The sequence below is a fragment of the Arthrobacter sp. JSM 101049 genome, assembly GCF_041679245.1.
GTDB lineage: Bacteria > Actinomycetota > Actinomycetes > Actinomycetales > Micrococcaceae > Arthrobacter_H.
In genome coordinates this window covers 211,910-230,149 of the sequence record NZ_JBGFFC010000002.1, presented here as the reverse complement: position 1 = coordinate 230,149, position 18,240 = coordinate 211,910, and the positions used below count along the sequence as shown (strand labels likewise).

The 18,240-nt window shown below is 66.2% G+C and carries 12 protein-coding genes; 10 read left to right on the top strand and 2 right to left on the bottom strand.

What is annotated here, in order from left to right; translation table 11 throughout:
- Window positions 1-86: 86 nt before the first annotated feature.
- Entirely contained in the window at window positions 87-4,919 is a 4,833-nt protein-coding gene (locus AB8M85_RS06165) for an NAD-glutamate dehydrogenase (protein WP_372697904.1), read from the top strand.
- Between the two features lie 3 nt (window positions 4,920-4,922).
- On the top strand, window positions 4,923-6,389 hold the full coding sequence (locus AB8M85_RS06160; RefSeq protein ID WP_372697903.1) for a sensor histidine kinase: 1,467 nt from the start codon (window positions 4,923-4,925) through the stop codon (window positions 6,387-6,389).
- Window positions 6,390-6,491: 102 nt separating this feature from the next.
- On the opposite strand, the gene AB8M85_RS06155 is transcribed toward AB8M85_RS06160, so the two are convergent.
- A complete protein-coding gene (locus AB8M85_RS06155) occupies window positions 6,492-8,180 on the bottom strand; it encodes a LysM peptidoglycan-binding domain-containing protein (RefSeq protein ID WP_372697902.1) in 1,689 nt (562 codons plus the stop codon).
- Window positions 8,181-8,510: 330 nt separating this feature from the next.
- Between AB8M85_RS06155 and AB8M85_RS06150 the strand changes: the two genes are divergently transcribed.
- Window positions 8,511-8,843, top strand: coding sequence for an Rv2175c family DNA-binding protein (locus tag AB8M85_RS06150; protein ID WP_372698533.1), 333 nt, complete (start codon window positions 8,511-8,513; stop codon window positions 8,841-8,843).
- Window positions 8,844-8,918: 75 nt separating this feature from the next.
- Here AB8M85_RS06150 and AB8M85_RS06145 read toward each other — a convergent pair whose 3' ends face one another.
- Complete coding sequence (locus AB8M85_RS06145; protein WP_372697901.1) at window positions 8,919-10,025, bottom strand: polyprenyl synthetase family protein; 1,107 nt, start codon at window positions 10,023-10,025, stop codon at window positions 8,919-8,921.
- 26 nt (window positions 10,026-10,051) lie between these two features.
- Here AB8M85_RS06145 and dinB point away from each other — a divergent pair, with 26 nt between their 5' ends.
- The 7 genes from dinB (at window position 10,052) to AB8M85_RS06110 (ending at window position 18,235) form a co-directional block, all read left to right on the top strand.
- Window positions 10,052-11,296: a DNA polymerase IV gene (gene dinB / locus AB8M85_RS06140; RefSeq protein WP_372698532.1), complete on the top strand. Its 1,245-nt coding sequence runs from the start codon at window positions 10,052-10,054 to the stop codon at window positions 11,294-11,296.
- A gap of 184 nt (window positions 11,297-11,480) precedes the next feature.
- On the top strand, window positions 11,481-11,846 hold the full coding sequence (locus AB8M85_RS06135; protein ID WP_372697900.1) for a DUF3040 domain-containing protein: 366 nt from the start codon (window positions 11,481-11,483) through the stop codon (window positions 11,844-11,846).
- A 555-nt stretch (window positions 11,847-12,401) separates the two neighbouring features.
- Complete coding sequence (mraZ, locus tag AB8M85_RS06130; RefSeq protein ID WP_343902098.1) at window positions 12,402-12,833, top strand: division/cell wall cluster transcriptional repressor MraZ; 432 nt, start codon at window positions 12,402-12,404, stop codon at window positions 12,831-12,833.
- A 170-nt stretch (window positions 12,834-13,003) separates the two neighbouring features.
- Window positions 13,004-13,996, top strand: coding sequence for a 16S rRNA (cytosine(1402)-N(4))-methyltransferase RsmH (rsmH, locus tag AB8M85_RS06125; protein WP_372697899.1), 993 nt, complete (start codon window positions 13,004-13,006; stop codon window positions 13,994-13,996).
- 2 nt (window positions 13,997-13,998) lie between these two features.
- Window positions 13,999-14,688 (top strand): hypothetical protein, encoded by a 690-nt coding sequence (locus AB8M85_RS06120; RefSeq protein ID WP_372697898.1) that lies wholly within the window; start codon window positions 13,999-14,001, stop codon window positions 14,686-14,688.
- A gap of 146 nt (window positions 14,689-14,834) precedes the next feature.
- Window positions 14,835-16,583 carry a peptidoglycan D,D-transpeptidase FtsI family protein gene (locus tag AB8M85_RS06115; RefSeq protein WP_372697897.1) on the top strand — a complete coding sequence of 583 codons (1,749 nt, stop codon included), beginning with the start codon at window positions 14,835-14,837 and terminating at the stop codon, window positions 16,581-16,583.
- Window positions 16,577-18,235 (top strand): UDP-N-acetylmuramoyl-L-alanyl-D-glutamate--2,6-diaminopimelate ligase, encoded by a 1,659-nt coding sequence (locus AB8M85_RS06110; protein ID WP_372697896.1) that lies wholly within the window; start codon window positions 16,577-16,579, stop codon window positions 18,233-18,235. Before AB8M85_RS06115 ends, AB8M85_RS06110 begins: the two co-directional genes overlap by 7 nt.
- Window positions 18,236-18,240 lie beyond the last annotated feature (5 nt).

Below are 18,240 nucleotides of genomic sequence, written 5' to 3'. Positions count from 1 at the left end.
TGGGAGCTAGCAGTTCCGCGGGTTAGTCTTGAGGGGTTCGGGGCCGCAATGGCGCGGCCCACACCGCTACACGGAGGCGTTAATTGATGTCGTCGGGGTCGGGCATGCCCACTGGGTTCATTGCCGAGACAAACACTCCCAAGTTCACCAAGGCCTATTACGGGCACCTTCCCCCGGAGGATTCCCAAGCGTACCCTCCCAAGGTGCTGGAAGACCGGGTCGGCGTCCACCTCGGGGTCGGCCACGAACGGCACCCCGGCCAGGCGAAGGTTGCCGTCGACATCGCTGACGGTACGGCCGTTGTCTATGTGGTCACCGACGACATGCCGTTCCTGGTCGACTCCGTCACCGCGGAGATCGTCCGGCAGGAACAAGCCATCACCCTGGTTGTCCACCCGACCTTCGTGGTGCACCGGGACGAAAACGGAGCAGCCTCAGCCATCGAGCCGGTGACCACGCACGCCGCCACAGCGTCCGGAGACACGGCGGCCCTGCCCAACCTGGCGAGCTTCATGGCCCGCGACGGCGGGAAGTCCACCGTCGAGTCCTGGATCGCCATCGAGATCGGCGGCACCCCCGACGACGAACGGGTCGCCGCGCTCGTGGAGGCGCTGGAGCGCGTCCTGTCCGATGTCCGCGACGCCGTCGAGGACTGGCGTCCCATGCGGGCCAAGGCCCACGAGATCGCCGACTCGCTGTCCGACGTCGTCGGGGGAGAGGACATCCCCGATTTGGAAAGCGCGGCAGAACTGCTGCGCTGGCTCGACGACGGGAACTTCACCTTCCTCGGCTACCGGGAATACGACCTGGCCACCGAAGACGGCAAGGACGTCCTCCACGTCCGCCCCGACAGCGGCCTGGGGTTGATGCGCCGTTCCGGAACCACCATGCTCCGCCAGGAGCTCACCGATTCGGGCCGGGAAAAGGCCCGGGAAAAGCGTGCCCTGGTCATCACCAAGGCCAATTCGAGGTCCACGGTGCACCGCGCCGTCTACCTCGACTACATCGGCATCAAGAGCTTCGATGCCCAGGGCAACGTCAACGGCGAACGCCGCTTCATCGGGCTGTTCGCCTCCAGCGCCTACATCCGCCCGGTGCGCAGCGTTCCCGTGGCCCGCGAAAACGTGGAACGGGTTTTGGAAGCCTCCGGCTTCGCCCCCGATTCGCACTCCGGCAAGGACCTGCTCACCATCCTGGAGTCCTACCCCCGCGACGAGCTGTTCCAGATCGAGACCGGCGACCTGCTGCGCATCGTCACCGGGATCCTCGGGCTGCAGGAGCGCCGCCGCACCAGCCTGTTCCTGCGCCCGGACATTTACGGACGGTTCATGTCGGCGCTCGTCTTCCTGCCCCGCGACCGCTACACCACCGGTGTCCGGTTGCGGATCGAGGCGGAACTGAAGCGGGCCTACGACGCCGAATCCACCGAGTACGAGGTGCGGATGAGCGATTCCGCGCTGGTCCGGCTGTTCTACCGCATCCGGCTCTCACGGGGCGAACAGGTCGCACAGCTGGACCATGCCGAGCTCGAACAGCGTCTTGTCCGCGCCGTCCGCTCCTGGTCGGAGGGCGTCGACGAGGCGGTGCGCAGCCGGTTCTCCGGCGACGAGGCGACGGAGGTGTCGCGGCAGTGGGCCGAGGCCTTCCCCCAGGCCTACCGCGTCGACTTCGAGGTCGAGGACGCCCTGGAGGACATCGAACGGTTCTCGGCGTACGACGACCCCGAACACGAGGGCCCCGTGGTCAATGTCTACGTTCCCTCGGACATGAAGCACCAGCATGGCATCGACGCGCGGTTGAACCTCTACCTGACCGAACCGATGTCCCTGAGCCGCATCCTGCCGGTGCTCTCCAACCAGGGCCTGGAGGTCGTCGACGAGAAGCCGTTCGCCATCCAGCGTGGCGACGGCAAGGAATTCTTCCTCTACGACCTGGGGCTGAAGTACCCGGCGGGCGTCGACCCGCTGCAGACCCAGGAACTGTTGACCGAGGCCTACAGCGCGGTCTTCACCGGCCGCGCCGAATCCGATGCGTTCGACCGGCTCATCCTCGCCCAGGGGCTATCCTGGCGCGAGGTGACGATCCTGCGCGCCTATGCCAAGTACCTCCGCCAGCTGGGGTCGGTGAACTCCTACGGGTTCATTGCCGACACCATGCTCGCCAATCCCGACGTCACCCGCTCCCTGGTCGACTTGTTCACCGGAACCTTCGACCCGGACCTGGACGAGACGACGCGCGGGAACACGGTCGAGGCCGCCCGCGCCGCGCTGGAGACCGGCCTGGAGGGCGTCGCGACGCTTGACGCCGACCGGCTACTGCGCCGATTCGTCAACGTCATCGACGCGACCACGCGGACGAACTACTTCCGGGACACGATCCACCTCTCCTTCAAACTTGAGCCCGAGCGGATCGAGGGCGCGCCCTTCCCCCGGCCGCGGTATGAGATCTGGGTGTATTCACCCCGGGTCGAAGGCGTGCACCTGCGCTTCGGCAAGGTCGCCCGCGGCGGCCTGCGCTGGTCCGACCGGCGCGAGGATTTCCGGACCGAGGTCCTCGGCCTGGTCAAGGCCCAGATGGTCAAGAACGCCGTCATCGTCCCCACCGGTGCCAAGGGCGGATTCTTCGCCAAGAACCTTCCGGATCCCTCGGTGGACCGGAATGCCTGGATGGAGGAGGGGAAATCCGCCTACCGCATCTTCATCTCGGCGCTGCTGGACCTCACCGACAACCTGGTCCAGACCGAACATGGCCAGGAGACGGTGGCGCCCGAGCGGGTAGTGCGCCTGGACGACGACGACTCCTACCTTGTCGTGGCTGCGGATAAGGGCACGGCCAGCTTCTCCGACACCGCCAACGAGATCTCGTTGGCCCGCGGTTTCTGGCTCGGGGATGCCTTCGCCTCCGGCGGTTCCGTCGGCTACGACCACAAGGCCATGGGCATCACCGCACGGGGCGCGTGGGAATCCGTCAAGCGCCACTTTGCCGAGCTTGATATCGATACCCAAAGCCAGGAATTCACCGTCGCAGGCATCGGCGACATGAGCGGCGATGTCTTCGGCAACGGCCTGCTTCGCTCACGCCACGCCAAGTTGGTGGCGGCCTTCGACCACCGGCACATCTTCCTGGATCCGAACCCCGATCCCACGACGTCGTTCGCCGAGCGCCAGCGCCTCTTTGACCTGCCCCGCTCGAGCTGGGGCGACTACGACACGTCGCTGATCAGCGAGGGCGGTGGGGTCTACCCCCGGCAGTCCAAGAAGATCCCGGTTTCCGCACAGGTACGCGAGGTCCTGGGGCTCCCGGACGGGACAACCTCCATGTCCCCACCCGAGCTCCTCCGGGCCGTCCTGGCCGCTCCCGTGGATCTGCTCTACAACGGCGGCATCGGGACGTATGTCAAGGCATCGACCGAGACGAACGCCGAGGTCGGGGATCGCGCCAACGACTCCATCCGCGTCAACGGAAGCGACCTGCGGGCGAGGGTCGTGGGCGAGGGCGGGAACCTGGGCATGACACAGCGCGGGCGCATCGAGGCCGCCCTGAACGGTGTCATCCTCAATACCGACGCCATCGACAACTCCGCAGGAGTCGACTGCTCCGACCATGAGGTCAACATCAAGATCCTGGTGGATCGGATGGTCACGGCGGGGAAACTGGCCGCCGACGAGCGGGCCGACTTCCTGCATTCCATGACCGATGAGGTCGCCCGGCTGGTCCTGCGCACGAACGTGGACCAGAACATCCTGCTGGTCAACGACAAGCAGCACCTGGCCGAGTGGAGCCCGAGCTTCGAACGGCTCATGGACTGGCTCGAGGAACACGCTGGCCTGAATCGCGACATCGAATTCCTGCCCAGCACCGCGGAACTCGACGAACGCATCGCAGCCGGCAAGTCCCTGACGGCCCCGGAGCTGTCCGTGCTGGTGGCCTACGCCAAAATCCAGTTGGCAGACGCCTTGACGCGGACGGACCTTGCGGACGACCCCTACTTCGATCGGACCATGCGGGAGTACTTCCCGGTGCAGCTGGCCGAGAAGTTCCCCGAGGACGTCCTGACCCACCCGCTGCGCAAGGAAATCGTCAGCACGGTAGTGGCCAACGACATCGTCAACATGGGGGGCATCACCTACGCCTTCCGCGTGATGGAAGAGACCAGCGCGACCGAATCCGCAGTTGCACGGTCCTTCGCCGCCCTGCGGGAGATCTACTCGCTGGACGAGTTCGTCGATGCCGTGAAGGACTTGCCGGCCAGCATGCCCACCGAGCACTGGTGCCGCATCCAGCTGGATATGCGGCGACTGCTGGACCGGGCGACCCGCTGGTTCATCACCCACGTCGGGCGCGGTACCAGCATCCAGGAGGACATCGACGCCTTCCGGCCCACGGTCACCGCGCTACGGGCCGAGCTCGGACAGCTGCTACGCGGCCAGGATGCCGAGCGTGTCGCCGTCTGGAAGGCGGACGGCATGGCCTGGGGTCTTCCCGAGGACCTGGCATCGCGCTGGGCCCAGCAGTTCGAGAGCTTCGCCCTGCTGGACATCGCCCTCGCCGCACATGGGCAGGACCTGCCGGCCCAAGAAGTTGCCGCGGTCTACTACGTGGTGTTTGAGCGCTTCGGGATCGACGGCCTGCTGGAGCGCATCACGCGCCTGCCACGCGGGGACCGGTGGGAGGCCCTGGCGCGGGCGGCGCTGCGCGACGACCTCTATTCCACCGCGGTCGACATCACCGGGGCGGCCCTGGACGCCGCACCGGAAGCCACGGATCCCGTCGAATGCGTGGCCGCCTGGGAAAGGCAGAACGCAGGCAACCTGGAACGGGCCAAGAAGATGTTCGAAGAGGTCAACAACCTGGGACGCGACGACATGGCATCGCTCTCCGTTGCATTGCGCCTGCTGCGTTCGATTGTGCGGCGCTAGCCCTTGGCGGCGTTCACCGATCCCATCAGGGACCAGGCCGATTTCAGGCCCGGCGACGAGGAATGGCTTCACCTGCTGGTGGGGGACTGGCAAATGGTCGCGGATCTGGCGTTTGCCGACCTGGTGCTCTGGCACCCGCTGGAGGAGGGGACGTACGTGGCCTTGGCCCACGTCCGCCCCTCCACCAGCCACACGGTGTTCCACAGCGACTTCGTGGGCGAACGGATCCGCAGGGACCTGCGGCCGCTGGTCGAGGAGACGTGGAACTCCGGCCAGATGCAACGAGCCAGCGAGGAACACTGGACGCAGGAATCGGCCATGCGCATCGAAGCGTTTCCGATGGTGCGCAACGGCAGGACGCTGGCGGTGGTCACCAGCCACCAGGACCTCTCGACGTCGCGGGTGGCCTCGCGGCTGGAACAGACCTACAAGCAGTGCGCCACCGATCTGCTCCGTATGGGAACACAGGGTCTGTGGCCCGACTTCGCGACCCCGACAGGTTCCCGTCGGGGCGCACCCCGCGTCGGCGATGGCCTGATCCGCCTCGACGCCGAGGGGATCGTGCAGTACGCGAGCCCCAACGGGGTCTCCGCCTACCGCAGGCTGGGCGGTGTCGACTCGCTTGAAGGGCGTTCGTTGGCCGAGGTCACCACGGGCCTCCTCCATGACCGCCGGCTCATCGACGAGTCCCTCGCCCTGGTCGTCACGGGCAAGATGCCCTGGCGCACGGAAGTTGAATCACGGGGCGTCAGCCTCTCCCTGCGCGCGATTCCGTTGCGCGATGGAAAGAAGCGCTACGGCGCCCTGGTGCTGTGCCGGGACGTGACGGAGCTCAGGCGCCGGGAGATGGAGCTGGTCTCCAAGGACGCCACGATCCGGGAGATCCACCACCGGGTGAAGAACAACTTGCAGACGGTGGCCGCGCTGCTGCGCATGCAGTCGCGGCGCATGGTCAGCGAGGACGGGAAGCAGGGCCTCGAGCAAGCGATGCGGCGCGTCGCCACGATCGCCCTGGTCCACGAGACGCTGTCACAGGGACTGAGCCAGAATGTCGACTTCGACGAGCTGATCGATCGGCAGTTCAGGCTTGCGGCCGAGGTGGCCTCACCCGGCCAAGTCGTCCGCACCGAGCGTTCCGGCTCGTTCGGAGACATGCCCAGCGAACTGGCGACCCCCCTGTCGCTGGTCATCAACGAACTGGTCTCCAACGCCGTCGAACACGGCCTCGGGGAGCGCAATGGAATGGTCAGCCTGGACGCATCGCGCCGAACCGACTCCGATGGCACGGAACGGCTCCGGGTCGTGGTCTCCGACGACGGACACGGTCTCGGCCGCGAACCACGCCAGGATGGGCTCGGCCTGCAGATTGTCAAGACGCTGGTGACGAGCGAACTGGCTGGAACCATCGAGTGGGAGCCGCGCGAGCACGGCGGGACCAATGTCGTCCTGGACCTTCCCGTGCAGCGCTGACGCAACCCCCACCTGCTGGCGGCAACCCCCACCTGCTGGCGGCAAACAGCGCCGGTCGGGTCCCCGAAGGGCCCCGACCGGCGCTGTTGTTTCCGCAGGTGGCTAGCTGAACTTCTTCTGGTGTGCCAGCACCGACTTCACGTAGGACTTGGTGTCGTTGTACATCCCGTTGCGCTTCACCGAACCCTGCCCCTGGTAGTAGGAGGCAATGCCGATCTCCACGCTGGTACTTGTCCGCTGCAGGGCACGGATGATCGCCACGCCGGCGGTGACGTTGTCATTCGGGTTCAGCAGATCCAGTTTGCGTCCGACCAGCTGTGACGCCCACTCGCCGGAGGAGGGGATGACCTGCATCGCCCCGATAGCGTTGGCGGGGGAGACGGCTGCCATGTTGAAGCCGGACTCCTGGTAGGCGTGGGCCAGCGCCAGCGACGGGTCGACGCCCATCGAGCGGGCCGTGCTGACGATCAGGGACTTCATTTCGGCCCGCGAGGGCAGGTCCCGCGCAAGCAGTTCGTACTTGTTGTCGTTGGCGGACTTGACCGTCTCGGCCGGGTACTTGTAGTGCAGGAACGTATCCGACACCAGTTGCTTTCGCGTGGAGGTAGACGAGACGGAGGAACCGCCGCTGATCTTGAGCTCCTGGCCGGGGTGGATCACCGAGGACTTGCTCAGGTGGTTGGCCTCGAGCAGCTCCGAGAGTCCCATCCCCGCCTCTGCGGCGATCCCTGAGAGGGTGTCCCCGGACTTGACGGTGTAGGTCGTCTTCTTCGCGGTGCCGGACGACTTGGCCGGTGCCGTGGTCTTCGCCGGAGCCGAGGTCTTGGCACCAGCCGTGGAGGTGCCGGAGAGCCGGATCTTCTGGCCGGGGTAGATCGTGGTGCTGGATTTCAGACCGCTGGACTTCAGCAGCGACGAGAGGGACATGTGGTGTGCGTGGGCGATCCCGGACAAGGTGTCACCGGACTGCACGGTGTACGACGACGTACCCGTAGAGCTGGAAACCTTCACGGGCCTGCTCGTGCTGGAAGCGGCCTTGGCCGGCGCTGCCGAGCCGCCCGAGATGCGGATCTTCTGACCGGGGTAGATCGTGGTGCTGGAGTTCAGGCCACTGGATTTCAGCAGCGACGAGAGGGACATGTGGTGTGCGTGGGCGATCCCGGACAAGGTGTCACCGGACTTGATGGTGTAGGTCCGAGCGGTGCTGGAGGACGTCGACGCCGTCGACGAGGTCGACTTCTTGGCCGGGCTGGCAGCCGCAGCCACCGGGCCGCCGGACAGGCGCAGCTTCTGTCCCGGGTAGATCAGCTCGCTGGCCTTGAGCTTGTTGGCCTTCAGCAGCGACGCAAGGGACATGTGGTGTGCGTGGGCGATGCCTGAGAGCGTGTCGCCTGACTTGATCGTGTAGCTCTTGGCGCTACCGGAGGCCTGGCGATGCGACGACTTCTTGGCGGCCGGTGCCGCGGAGGCGGACAGCTTGATCTTCTGGCCGGGAAAGATCAGATCGCTGGCCTTGAGGTCGTTGGCCTTGAGGATCGTCGACAGGGACACGTCGTGGCGGTGGGCGATGCCGGAAAGGGTATCGCCGGACTTCACCGTCACGGTCCTGGCGGCAGCAGTGGCGACCGTGACGCGCGCAGGAACGTGTGACGCGACCAAATGGGCTGCGATCCGCTGCTGGGCAGCGGCGATGTTGACCGTGGTGGCGGCCTTCGGCGTGAGGAGGGCCTTGGCGGCAGGCGCTTCAACGGCGGCTGCCGGTGCGGCTGCGGCCACTCCCGTCAGGGCCACGGCGGGAATCGAAGCGGCGGCGACTGCGCCATAAATGGAACGGCTGCGGGGTCCCTGAACGAAACCGTTCGAGGAACGCGCACCGCTGGAGCGGAGCTCGGGCATATAGACATCCTCTGATCGCGACGGCCCGGGGCCGAAGAAGCCTACGCGAGCGAAGCCAGGCAGGGCTCCGAGATACTCGTGTGACTTATGTTGCAAGTGTGACTCAAGTGAATTTACACCATATGCGCCGTTCCCAAAAGTCCTCAGTGGCCTGTCATGCCGGGATTGCTGAAGGGAACAGCAGGATTGTGGCAGTCTTGTCTTGTGAGTTCTCTTAATAACCTCGTGACCGAATGGTTGTCATTACCTGACCTGGCCGAGCAGCTCGGCATCTCCATCAAGGACGTGCATCGTCTGCTCGACGAGCGCTCGATCGTCGAAGCACGCGTCGGCGAGCGGAACGTGCGGTCGGTCCCCGCCGGCTTCGTGCAGGACGGCCGCGTCGTCGAGAGCCTCAAGGGCACCATCACGGTGCTTGTGGATTCGGGATTCTCCGATGAGGAGCTGATCGGATGGCTCTTCACCCCGGACGAATCCCTTCCCGGGACGCCCATGCAGGCCCTGCGCGAGGGACGCAAGACCGAAATCCGGCGGAGGGCTCAGGCCCTCGCCTGGTAGGCGGACGGCACGGGAGCGGCCACCGGTCCCCTGGGTCCCCGCGCAGGGCAGCACGCCCGCGTGGAACGCGGCTGCCTATGCAGTGCGGTTGATGACCGCTTCGCCGAGGGTCTTCAGCTGCGATCGGACTTCATCGGTCACCTGAAGGTCGTCCAATGCGGCAAAGCCACGCGACGACAGCTGCTCGATACTGGATTCTGTCGCGGCAAGCGCCCCTGAATCCTCGAGGATCTCCGACATGCGGCGGATGTCGCCTGCCGTCAGGTCATCGGCGCCCAATCGGTCCTGGACGAAGTTCCGGTCCGCGGCCGGCGCCAGAAGCAACGCATGCGCGATCATCTCGGTCCGCTTGCCCTCGCGGAGATCATCTCCCGCGGGCTTGCCGGTGACGACCGGATCACCGAAGACGCCGAGCACATCATCGCGAAGCTGGAACGCTTCGCCGATGGGCAGGGCGAACGCGGAATACGCGGCCAGCAGGGCGCTATCCGCACCGGCCAGCGCGCCGCCCAGCAGCATTGGATTCTCCGTGGAGTACTTGGCCGACTTATAGCGCAGGACCGTGCGGGCCCGCTGCAGTACATCGACATCGGGCGACGACTGGCCGGCGGATTCCTCGAGGACGTCGAGGTACTGCCCGGCCATCACCTGTGTGCGCATGCCATCGAAGATCACGCGGGCCGGTGAACCTGCAGGCGCCGCCGTGGCAAACAGCTGCTCACTGAGGGAGAGGCACAGATCCCCGGCAAGAATCGCGGCGGCCTCGCCAAATCGCGCGCCGTTCCGCGCCCAGCCGTGCTGGCGGTGGGTCCGTTCAAAGGACTTGTGCACGCTGGGTCGGCCGCGCCTGGTGGCCGAACGGTCGATCACGTCGTCATGGATCAGTGCGGCCGCCTGGAAGAGTTCCAGAGCGGCAGCGGCCCTGAGGATCTCCTCGTCGTGCGGTTCTCCGCCGGCCCCCACATAGCCCCAATACGCGAAGCGCGGCCGGATCCGCTTTCCTCCCTGGACCAGCGACTCGATGGCCGAGACGAGGTCGACGGCCGCGGGGGAGATCTCCGCCACAATGTCGCGTTGCTCGGTCAGGAACGCGGCGAGGGTCCGGTTCAGGCCCTCGGTGAAGTCGGAGACGCTGGAGCTGCCAGCGCGAGAGTGCGGACTGGTTGCTTCGGTGGGGTTCATGGCATCCGTTGGGTGATGGGGCGGGGATGGATCCACTCTATCCGTCGTGGAACGTCCCTAGAATTGGAGTCATGGTTCCAACGCCCGCAGACCGCACCGTGTTCCACGTGGACATGGATGCCTTCTACGTGTCCGTCGAGCTCATTTCCCGCCCCGAACTGCTCGGCCACCAGGTGATCGTGGGCCATGCGGGTGCACGCTCGGTCGTTTTGTCGGCGTCGTACGAGTGCCGGCGGCTGGGGGTTCGGTCGGCAATGCCCATGAGCGCCGCCATGCGCTTGGCGCCGTTGGCCACCGTCATCGAGCCGGACATGGACGCGTACCGCCGCTACTCCGCCCGCATCATGGCGATCTTTCGGGAGATCACTCCACTGGTCGAGCAAGTCAGCGTGGACGAAGCCTTCCTGGACGTGACCGGAAGCCTGCGTCGCCTGGGCCAGCCGCTGGACATCGGGCGCATGATCCGTGCGCGCATCCGCGATGAACTCGCTCTGCCGGCAAGTGTTGGAATCGCCCGGAACAAGTACGTGGCCAAGGTTGCCTCGACCAGGGCCAAGCCCGATGGGTTGTTGCGCATTGCCCCCGAAGACACGGTCGCCTACTTGCACACCCTGCCGGTCGGGGCCCTCTGGGGTGTCGGCGCCAAGACGGCGGAAGTCCTGGGTCGGGCCGGTATTTCGATGGTCAGCGAGCTGGCCCAGACGCCCGTGACGACCCTGGAACGCTTGCTGGGTGCCAATGGGTTGCAACTCTTCGAGCTCGCCTGGGGCCGGGACCCGCGGCCCGTCGAGCCGGTGAGGGAGGAAAAAAGCATCGGAGCGGAGGAGACATTCGCCGATGACATCCACGACAACTCCGTGCTGCGGCGGGAGCTGTTGCGCCTGGCGCACCGTGTGGCCCAGCGGCTGCGGGAGGCCCAGCGCCAAGGCCATACCGTGGCCCTGAAACTCCGGTACGCCGATTTCACGACCATGACGCGCAGCCGCCGCCTGGCCCAGCCGACGAACTCCGCCCATGCCTTGTTGGAAGCGGCAGAGTCGCTGCTCGCGGCCATCGGCCCGCGCCCGCAGGCCGTGCGCCTGATCGGGATCCGGGTTGAACAGCTCTCGACGGCGGATGGCGTGTTCCAACCGAGCTTTGAACGCAGCGACGGCAACTGGCGCCAGGCGGAGGAAGCCATGGACCTCATCCGCCGGCGATACCCCGCGGGTTCACTGCAGCCCGCCGCGCTGATCCGCCCCGCAAACAGCGAAAAAGATACCCGGCGGTAGCGCCGCTTCCCGGTGGTCGCGAAGCGGACTATCCTTGGAAGAAGACGGATATCGACGACCACGTTGGAGATACCGGAAAAAGCGGGAACAATGGAGTCACGGGAACCGTTGACTCTTGTATAGGGGTTTCCTTACCGGGAAGCCTCCGGGAAGCCTACGGACACGAGGGATTGGGGAAGGGATCATGCCACTTTCCGAACACGAGCAGCACTTGCTCGAGCAGCTGGAGAAGCAACTGCACGAGGACCACAAGTTTGCTTCCTCAATGAAATCCAATGCTTCCCCCGGCGGATACTCGACGCGCAATATCGCCATTGGCGCATTGGTTGCCATCGTCGGCGTCGTCGTCCTGCTGGTGGGCGTCTCGAACCAGTGGATCCCCCTAGGCGTCCTGGGCTTCGCCCTGATGTGCGTGGGCGTCTACGTCGCCTTCTCCAAAAATGCGCTGGGCAAGCTCGGCAAGGGTCGCAGCAAGGGCGGCCAGCAGAAGAGTTCGTTCATGGCGGACCTCGAATCGAAGTGGGAAGCACGCCACCGCGACGAGCGCTGACGATCCACCGGGCTCGACGAGCCCGAATACCTCCACCCTCAGGGCGCAGGCCGATATCGGCAGGCGCCCTTTGTGCTGTCCGTGGTGCCCTTTGAACTGTCAGACCAGGATGGCCGGCCCCTGCAGAGCCGTGGCTGCGCACGAAACGCCAGCGCAGGGTAGCGCCAGCCCGCCCCCGCGGTTGTGACCTGACCGCGGCTGCGGCTTGACCGCAGCCGTGTGCTCCCCCTTTCGTCGGTTGCCGCGCCCCTCACCACTTCGCCCCACTCCGCCCTCCACTTCGCCCCACTGCCTGCCATCGTGTCCGGAAAAGCTGTCGGGCTGGCCTTTTGGGGCGGTCATTTGGCCTGCTCGCAACGCCGTGGGCCCTTTTTCCCTCCACCTTCCTCCACTGCCCCTCATCCCAGTAATGGCGCGGAAGGGATGGGAAATATCGATGGAGAAACACCGCCACGTCGTTGACAGTGGGGGGAAGTGGAGTAAAGTGGTGGACTGTAGAGGTGAATGGGGTAGACGGGGTGATCGCGGCTCCTTGAAGACGGGAAGGCGGTGCGTATGTTCCTCGGGACGTACACGCCGCGCCTGGACGAAAAGGGACGCATCATCCTTCCGGCCAAATACCGCGACGAGCTGGCCAATGGGCTGGTCTTGACGCGGGGGCAGGAGCGCTGCATTTACGTCTTCAGCCAGCGGGAGTTCGAGAACGTGCATGAACAAATGCGCCAGGCCCCGTTGGCATCGAGGCAGGCAAGGGATTACATCCGCGTCTTCCTCTCCGGCGCCTCGGACGAGATGCCGGACAAGCAGGGCAGGGTCACCATCCCGGGGGCACTGCGCAGCTACGCCGGACTGGACCGTGAGGTCACCGTCATCGGCGCGGGGTCGCGAGCCGAGATCTGGGATACCCAGGCCTGGAACGCGTACCTCGAGGAGCAGGAGAACACGTTCTCCGAGACTGATGAAGAAGTACTGCCGGGCATCTTCTAGCAAACGCTGGAAGCGTCCGGTGGGGGTTGGATCAGATCTCCAGCCGCCCGAAAGCGCCATCCTGGCTTCACTTCCCCGGAGCCAGGCCGGAGCGGATCGGGTCGGAGGGGGATCTGGCCCAATCCCTACACCACGATTGCAAGCTGTGACACGCTGAAAGGGGACAGGGCATGACCGACGGCAACTCGCCCCGTCCCACATCCGAGCGGCACGTTCCCGTGCTGCTCGAACGTTGTGTAGGGCTGTTGGCGCCGTCGATCCAGGCAGGGATCGACCAGCGCGAACGGGCCGTCGTCGTCGACTGCACCCTGGGCATGGGTGGTCACTCCGAAGCGCTTCTGCGCCGATTCGACCGGTTGCACCTGGTTGGGCTGGACCGAGACGAGCAGGCGCTCTCGCTCGCCGGGGAACGGCTGGCCCCGTTCTCCGACAGGACCGACCTGGTCCATGCCGTCTATGACGAGGTGGGCGAGGTTGTTGCCGATCTCGGGTTCGACGGCGTCGACGGGATCCTCTTCGATTTGGGGGTCTCCTCCCTGCAGCTGGACGAACGGGAGCGCGGCTTCGCCTACTCGTTCGATGCGCCGCTGGACATGAGGATGGACACGTCCACCGGGCCGACCGCCGCCGATGTGGTGAACGAATACGACGAAGCCGACCTGGTGCGGATCATCCGCTCCTGGGGCGAGGAGAAGTTCGCGGGCCGCATTGCATCGGCCATTGTCAGGGACCGCGCGCGGCAGCCGTTCGACACCACCGCGCAACTGGTCGAGAGCATCAGAAGCGTCGTGCCGGCGGCCGCCGCACGGACGGGTGGGCACCCGGCCAAGCGCACCTTCCAGGCCCTTCGCATCGAGGTCAACGAGGAGCTCGACGTCCTGGACCGGGCCCTTCCGGCTGCGATGGACGCGCTGCATGTCGGGGGCCGAGTGGTCGTGATGAGCTACCACTCACTCGAGGACAAGGTGACCAAAAAACACTTCTCCGCCGGTTCGAAATCCTCCGCCCCGGTGGGGTTCCCGGTGGAACTCGAGGAACACAAGGCCCGTTTCCGGAGCCTTACCAAGGGGACCGAGAAGCCCACCGATCTTGAAATCGACGAAAACCCCCGCGCGGCCTCTGCGAAATTGCGTGCCGTCGAACGAATCCTGAGGAGGAGCTGACCATGAGCATCGCCACCCCGACGCGTGCAGTTCATGCCGGACACGCCATGGCCGACGGCACAGCGGCCCGTGAGCTGTCGCCAGCACCCCTCCAGGCCCCGGAGATCAGGCCCCGCACCCCGCTGTCCCTGGTGCCGGCGACCAAGCGCAGCCGTCGGGCCGGATTCGCCGTGTTCTGCTTTGCCCTGCTGCTCGCCGCGCTGGTCGGTGTGCTCGTGATCAACGTCAATGTCGCCAGTTCCCAATACGACATCGTTGGCCTGCACGCAGACGAGCAGGCACTCAAGCAGGAGAACGAAGCCCTGACACAGGAGCTGCAAAACCTCCAAGCTCCCCAAAATGTGGCCGCCAAGGCTGCAGAATTGGGTATGGTCACCCCAGGTGCGGTGGCCGCGATCAATCTGGACACGCAGAAGATCACCGGAAAGGCCACAGCGGCGGAGAAGGGCAAACTGCCCACGTCCCTCGTAGCGGCCCCCGAGGTCCCTGGCGACCACGCAGCCAGCAAGGGAACCGACGAGCAGGCGGCCACGGACGGAACGTCCGCGGCCACCGATGCCGCCGGGGCTCCTGCCGAGCGGGGAACGGCAGCGGACGAGAACAAGACAATCGAAAACACCCAGGAATCTTCGACGCAGGACCTGAACGGCGGAACCATCCCGGCTCCGGCCCAACAGAACTCCGGACAATAGGGCACCCAGCCTGTTCGGCCCGGCGTCCCGGAAGAACCGATCAGCTACCCAAGGAATGAACTATGGTCAGGCCGCCCGCCAGGAGTCGCAACAGCAAACCGCCGCGCGCTGAACCCCGACGACTCCGTACGGGTCTTGCGATCGCCATGGTCCTGTTGGTCCTGCTCGGCGGACGGCTCTTCCTGGTCCAGGGGCTGGACCCGACAGCTGCGGCCGAACGAGCGACCGGCCAGCGGATCCGCGAAGTCGCCGAACAGCCGGTCCGCGGCAGCATCCTCGACTCCTCCGGCAAGATCCTCGCAGCCAGCTTCGAGCGGTACGACCTCGTCGTCGACCAGCGCCAGGTGAAGACCGAATTCAAGCGCCGCAACGCCAAAGGCGACCGCGAACTCGTCCAGACCACCGATGCCATCAAGGAGCTGGCCCCGATCCTGGGCATCGACGAGGAGACCTTGAAGACCTCCATCATGGGCGCCGAGGGCGCCAAGAAGAAGGGGTACTCGGTCATCGCCAAGGGAATCACCCCCGAAACGCGCAACCAGGTGCTCGACGTGGCGCTTCCCTGGATCAGCAGCCAGAAGCGGTTCGAGCGGGAATACCCCAATGGCAGTGTCGCTGGATCCGTGCTCGGGTTCCTGCGCTCGAGTGATAACGGGACGTCGCAAACCGGTGCCGAGGGCCTGGAACTGAGCCAGAACAGGGCCCTGTCCGGCACACCCGGGACCAAGACCTACGAAATCGGCGCCGACGGGATCCGGATCCCCATGGCCACTCTCAAGGAGAAGCCCGCCGTCGACGGCAAGGACGTCAAGCTCACCATCAACAGCGACGTCCAGTGGGCTGCACAGGAAGCCGTCATGGCCAAGCAGAAGCAGTTCAACGCCGAGTGGGTCAACGCCGTGGTGATCGAAGTCGAGACGGGCAAGATCCGCGCCCTGGCCGATTCCACGACCGTGGACCCGAACGACCCCGGCGCCACGGAAGCCAAATACCGTCGATCCACCACCGTTTCGCAGTCATTCGAACCCGGATCGACCGGGAAGGCCGCGACCTTTGCCGCAGCTCTGGAAGAAGGCGTCGTGGAACCGTTGGATCATTTCAAGGTCCCGCACGCCTACAAGATCGGTGGCGAGGTCATCCACGACTCGCTCGAACACCAGACGTTCAACATGACGGCGGCCGGGATCTTCGCCCGGTCCTACAACACCGGCACGACCATGATCGGCAGCAGGCTGACCAACGAGCAGCGCTACGAATGGATGAAGAAGTTCGGCATCGGCCAGGACATCGACATCGGATTGCCGGTGAACAAGGGCATCTTCGTTCCCCCGGAACGCTGGGATCGGCGGCAGCAGTACACGACGATGTTCGGCCAGGGATACAGCCAGACGGCGCTTCACACGGCCAAGATCTTCCAGGCCATCGCCAATGGCGGCGTGCAGATCGAGCCGAGCCTGATCGAGTCCTACATCGAGCCTGACGGCACCGAGCATGAACGCAAGAACGTGGAGAAGAAGCGCATCGTCTCCGAGAAGACCTCGAAGGAGATGCGGCGGATGATGGAGACCGTCGTGACGGACGGCACCGGCTGGGACATGGGCATCGACGGCTACCGCATTGGCGGCAAATCCGGCACGGGGCAAGCGGCGGGACCGACCGGCGAACTCGACGGCTACACCAGTTCGTTCGTCGGCATGGCGCCCATCGACGATCCGAAGTACCTGGTGGCCGTGACGATGCAGCGGCCCAAGGGCAATTGGCGCAGCTTCACCGTCGCCGATACCTTCAAAAAGATCATGTCCCAGACCCTCAACAGCTACAACGTTCCACCCACGACCGAGAAGCCGAACCCGTACAAGGTCTTCGTCGGCACCAAGCAGGACTACGGATGGTAGACACAGTGCAGCCCGCGCCCCAGGACGCCGAGCGGGCGTTCCGACCCGAGACGGCGCCCCGACTGCGCCTGCAGGAACTGCTCGAACAGTTGCGGCAGCGTGGCATTGCCGCCCGGGTGGAAGGGGAGGCGCAGACAACGGTCTCGGGTGTGTGCCTCGACTCGCGGGCCGTCCTCCCCGGGGACGTCTATGCCGCAGTCCCGGGTGCACGCAGCCATGGCGCCGACTTCGCGGCCGCCGCAGCGGCCGCCGGCGCCGCTGCGATCCTCGCGGACGAGGGCGGGGCCGCGCGTGCAGCCGCCAGCGGACTGCCGGTCCTGGTCGTGGAATCCGTGCGTGCGGCCGTCGGCCCCGTGGCTGCCGGCCTCTACGGCTCCGACGACCCCGGACTCGGGTTGATCGGCGTGACGGGCACCAATGGCAAGACCACCACGACCTACTTCGCGACCTCGCTCCTGCGTGCCCTCGGCCAGCGGACCGGGCTGATCGGCACCATCGAGATCGTGGCGGACGGCACACGCATCCCCAGCGTGCTGACCACCCCCGAGGCGCCGCAGCTGCACGCCCTGCTGGCCCGCATGCGCGCGGCCGGGGTCGACACGGTCGCCATGGAGGTCTCCTCCCATTCGATTGACTACGAGCGCGTCGGCGGGATGCGCTTCGGAGTCTCCGGGTTCACGAACCTGACCCAGGACCATCTGGACCTGCACGGAAGCATGCAGGCCTACTTCGAGGCCAAGGCCCGTCTCTTCGAGGCCGGTCGCAGCGACACCGCAGTGATCACGGTCGACGACGAATGGGGCCGGCGCATGGCCCGTTCCGCCGGTGCCCGGGTGGTGACCCTGCGCACCGTCCCCGCCGACGACACCGCCGCCGAGCAGGACCTGCCCGGAGAAGCGTGGCGGGTGGAGGCGATCGCCCCCCGCGGCCTCGGGCACGACTTCGAATTGCATGGCCCAGACGGTGCGGTGCTGCGCGCACACACCGGCCTTCCGGGGTTGTTCAACGTCTCCAATGCGGCCTTGGCGGTCCTGATGGTCCACGCCACGGGGGTGGGGCTGGACGAGCTCCAGCGGGCCCTGGACGACGCCGACCCCCTGACCGTCGCCGTGCCGGGTCGGATGCAGGTCGTCTGCGAGGAACCTGCGGCAGTGGTCGACTTCGCCCACAACTCCGATGCACTGGAACGGGCGATCGGCGCCGTCCGCGGCCACCATCCGGGCGCCCGGGTGATCGTCGTCTTCGGCGCCACCGGCGACCGGGACTCCACCAAACGCGCCACCATGGGCGCCGTTGCCGCGCGACACGCCGACGTCGTGATCGTCACGGATGATGATCCCCACAGCGAGGAACCCGGCGGAATCCGGCGCCAGGTCCTGGACGGGGCCCTGCAGGCCGTCGCGGCCGAAGGCCTCTCCAGCCAGGTCTCGGAGGTCTTCCCGCGCGCCGATGCCATCGTCGCGGCGGTGGCCATGGCCCGGCCCCAAGACACCATCCTGGTCGCCGGCCGGGGCCACGAGGTCTGGCAGGACGTCGCCGGCACCAACGTCGCCCTGGACGACCGCGCCGAATTGCGCCAGGCACTGGCAGCAGCCGGCCATGCCCCCCGGCCCGCCGAGGGCGATTCCACCGAGCCGACGGCCAACGGGTAAAGTCG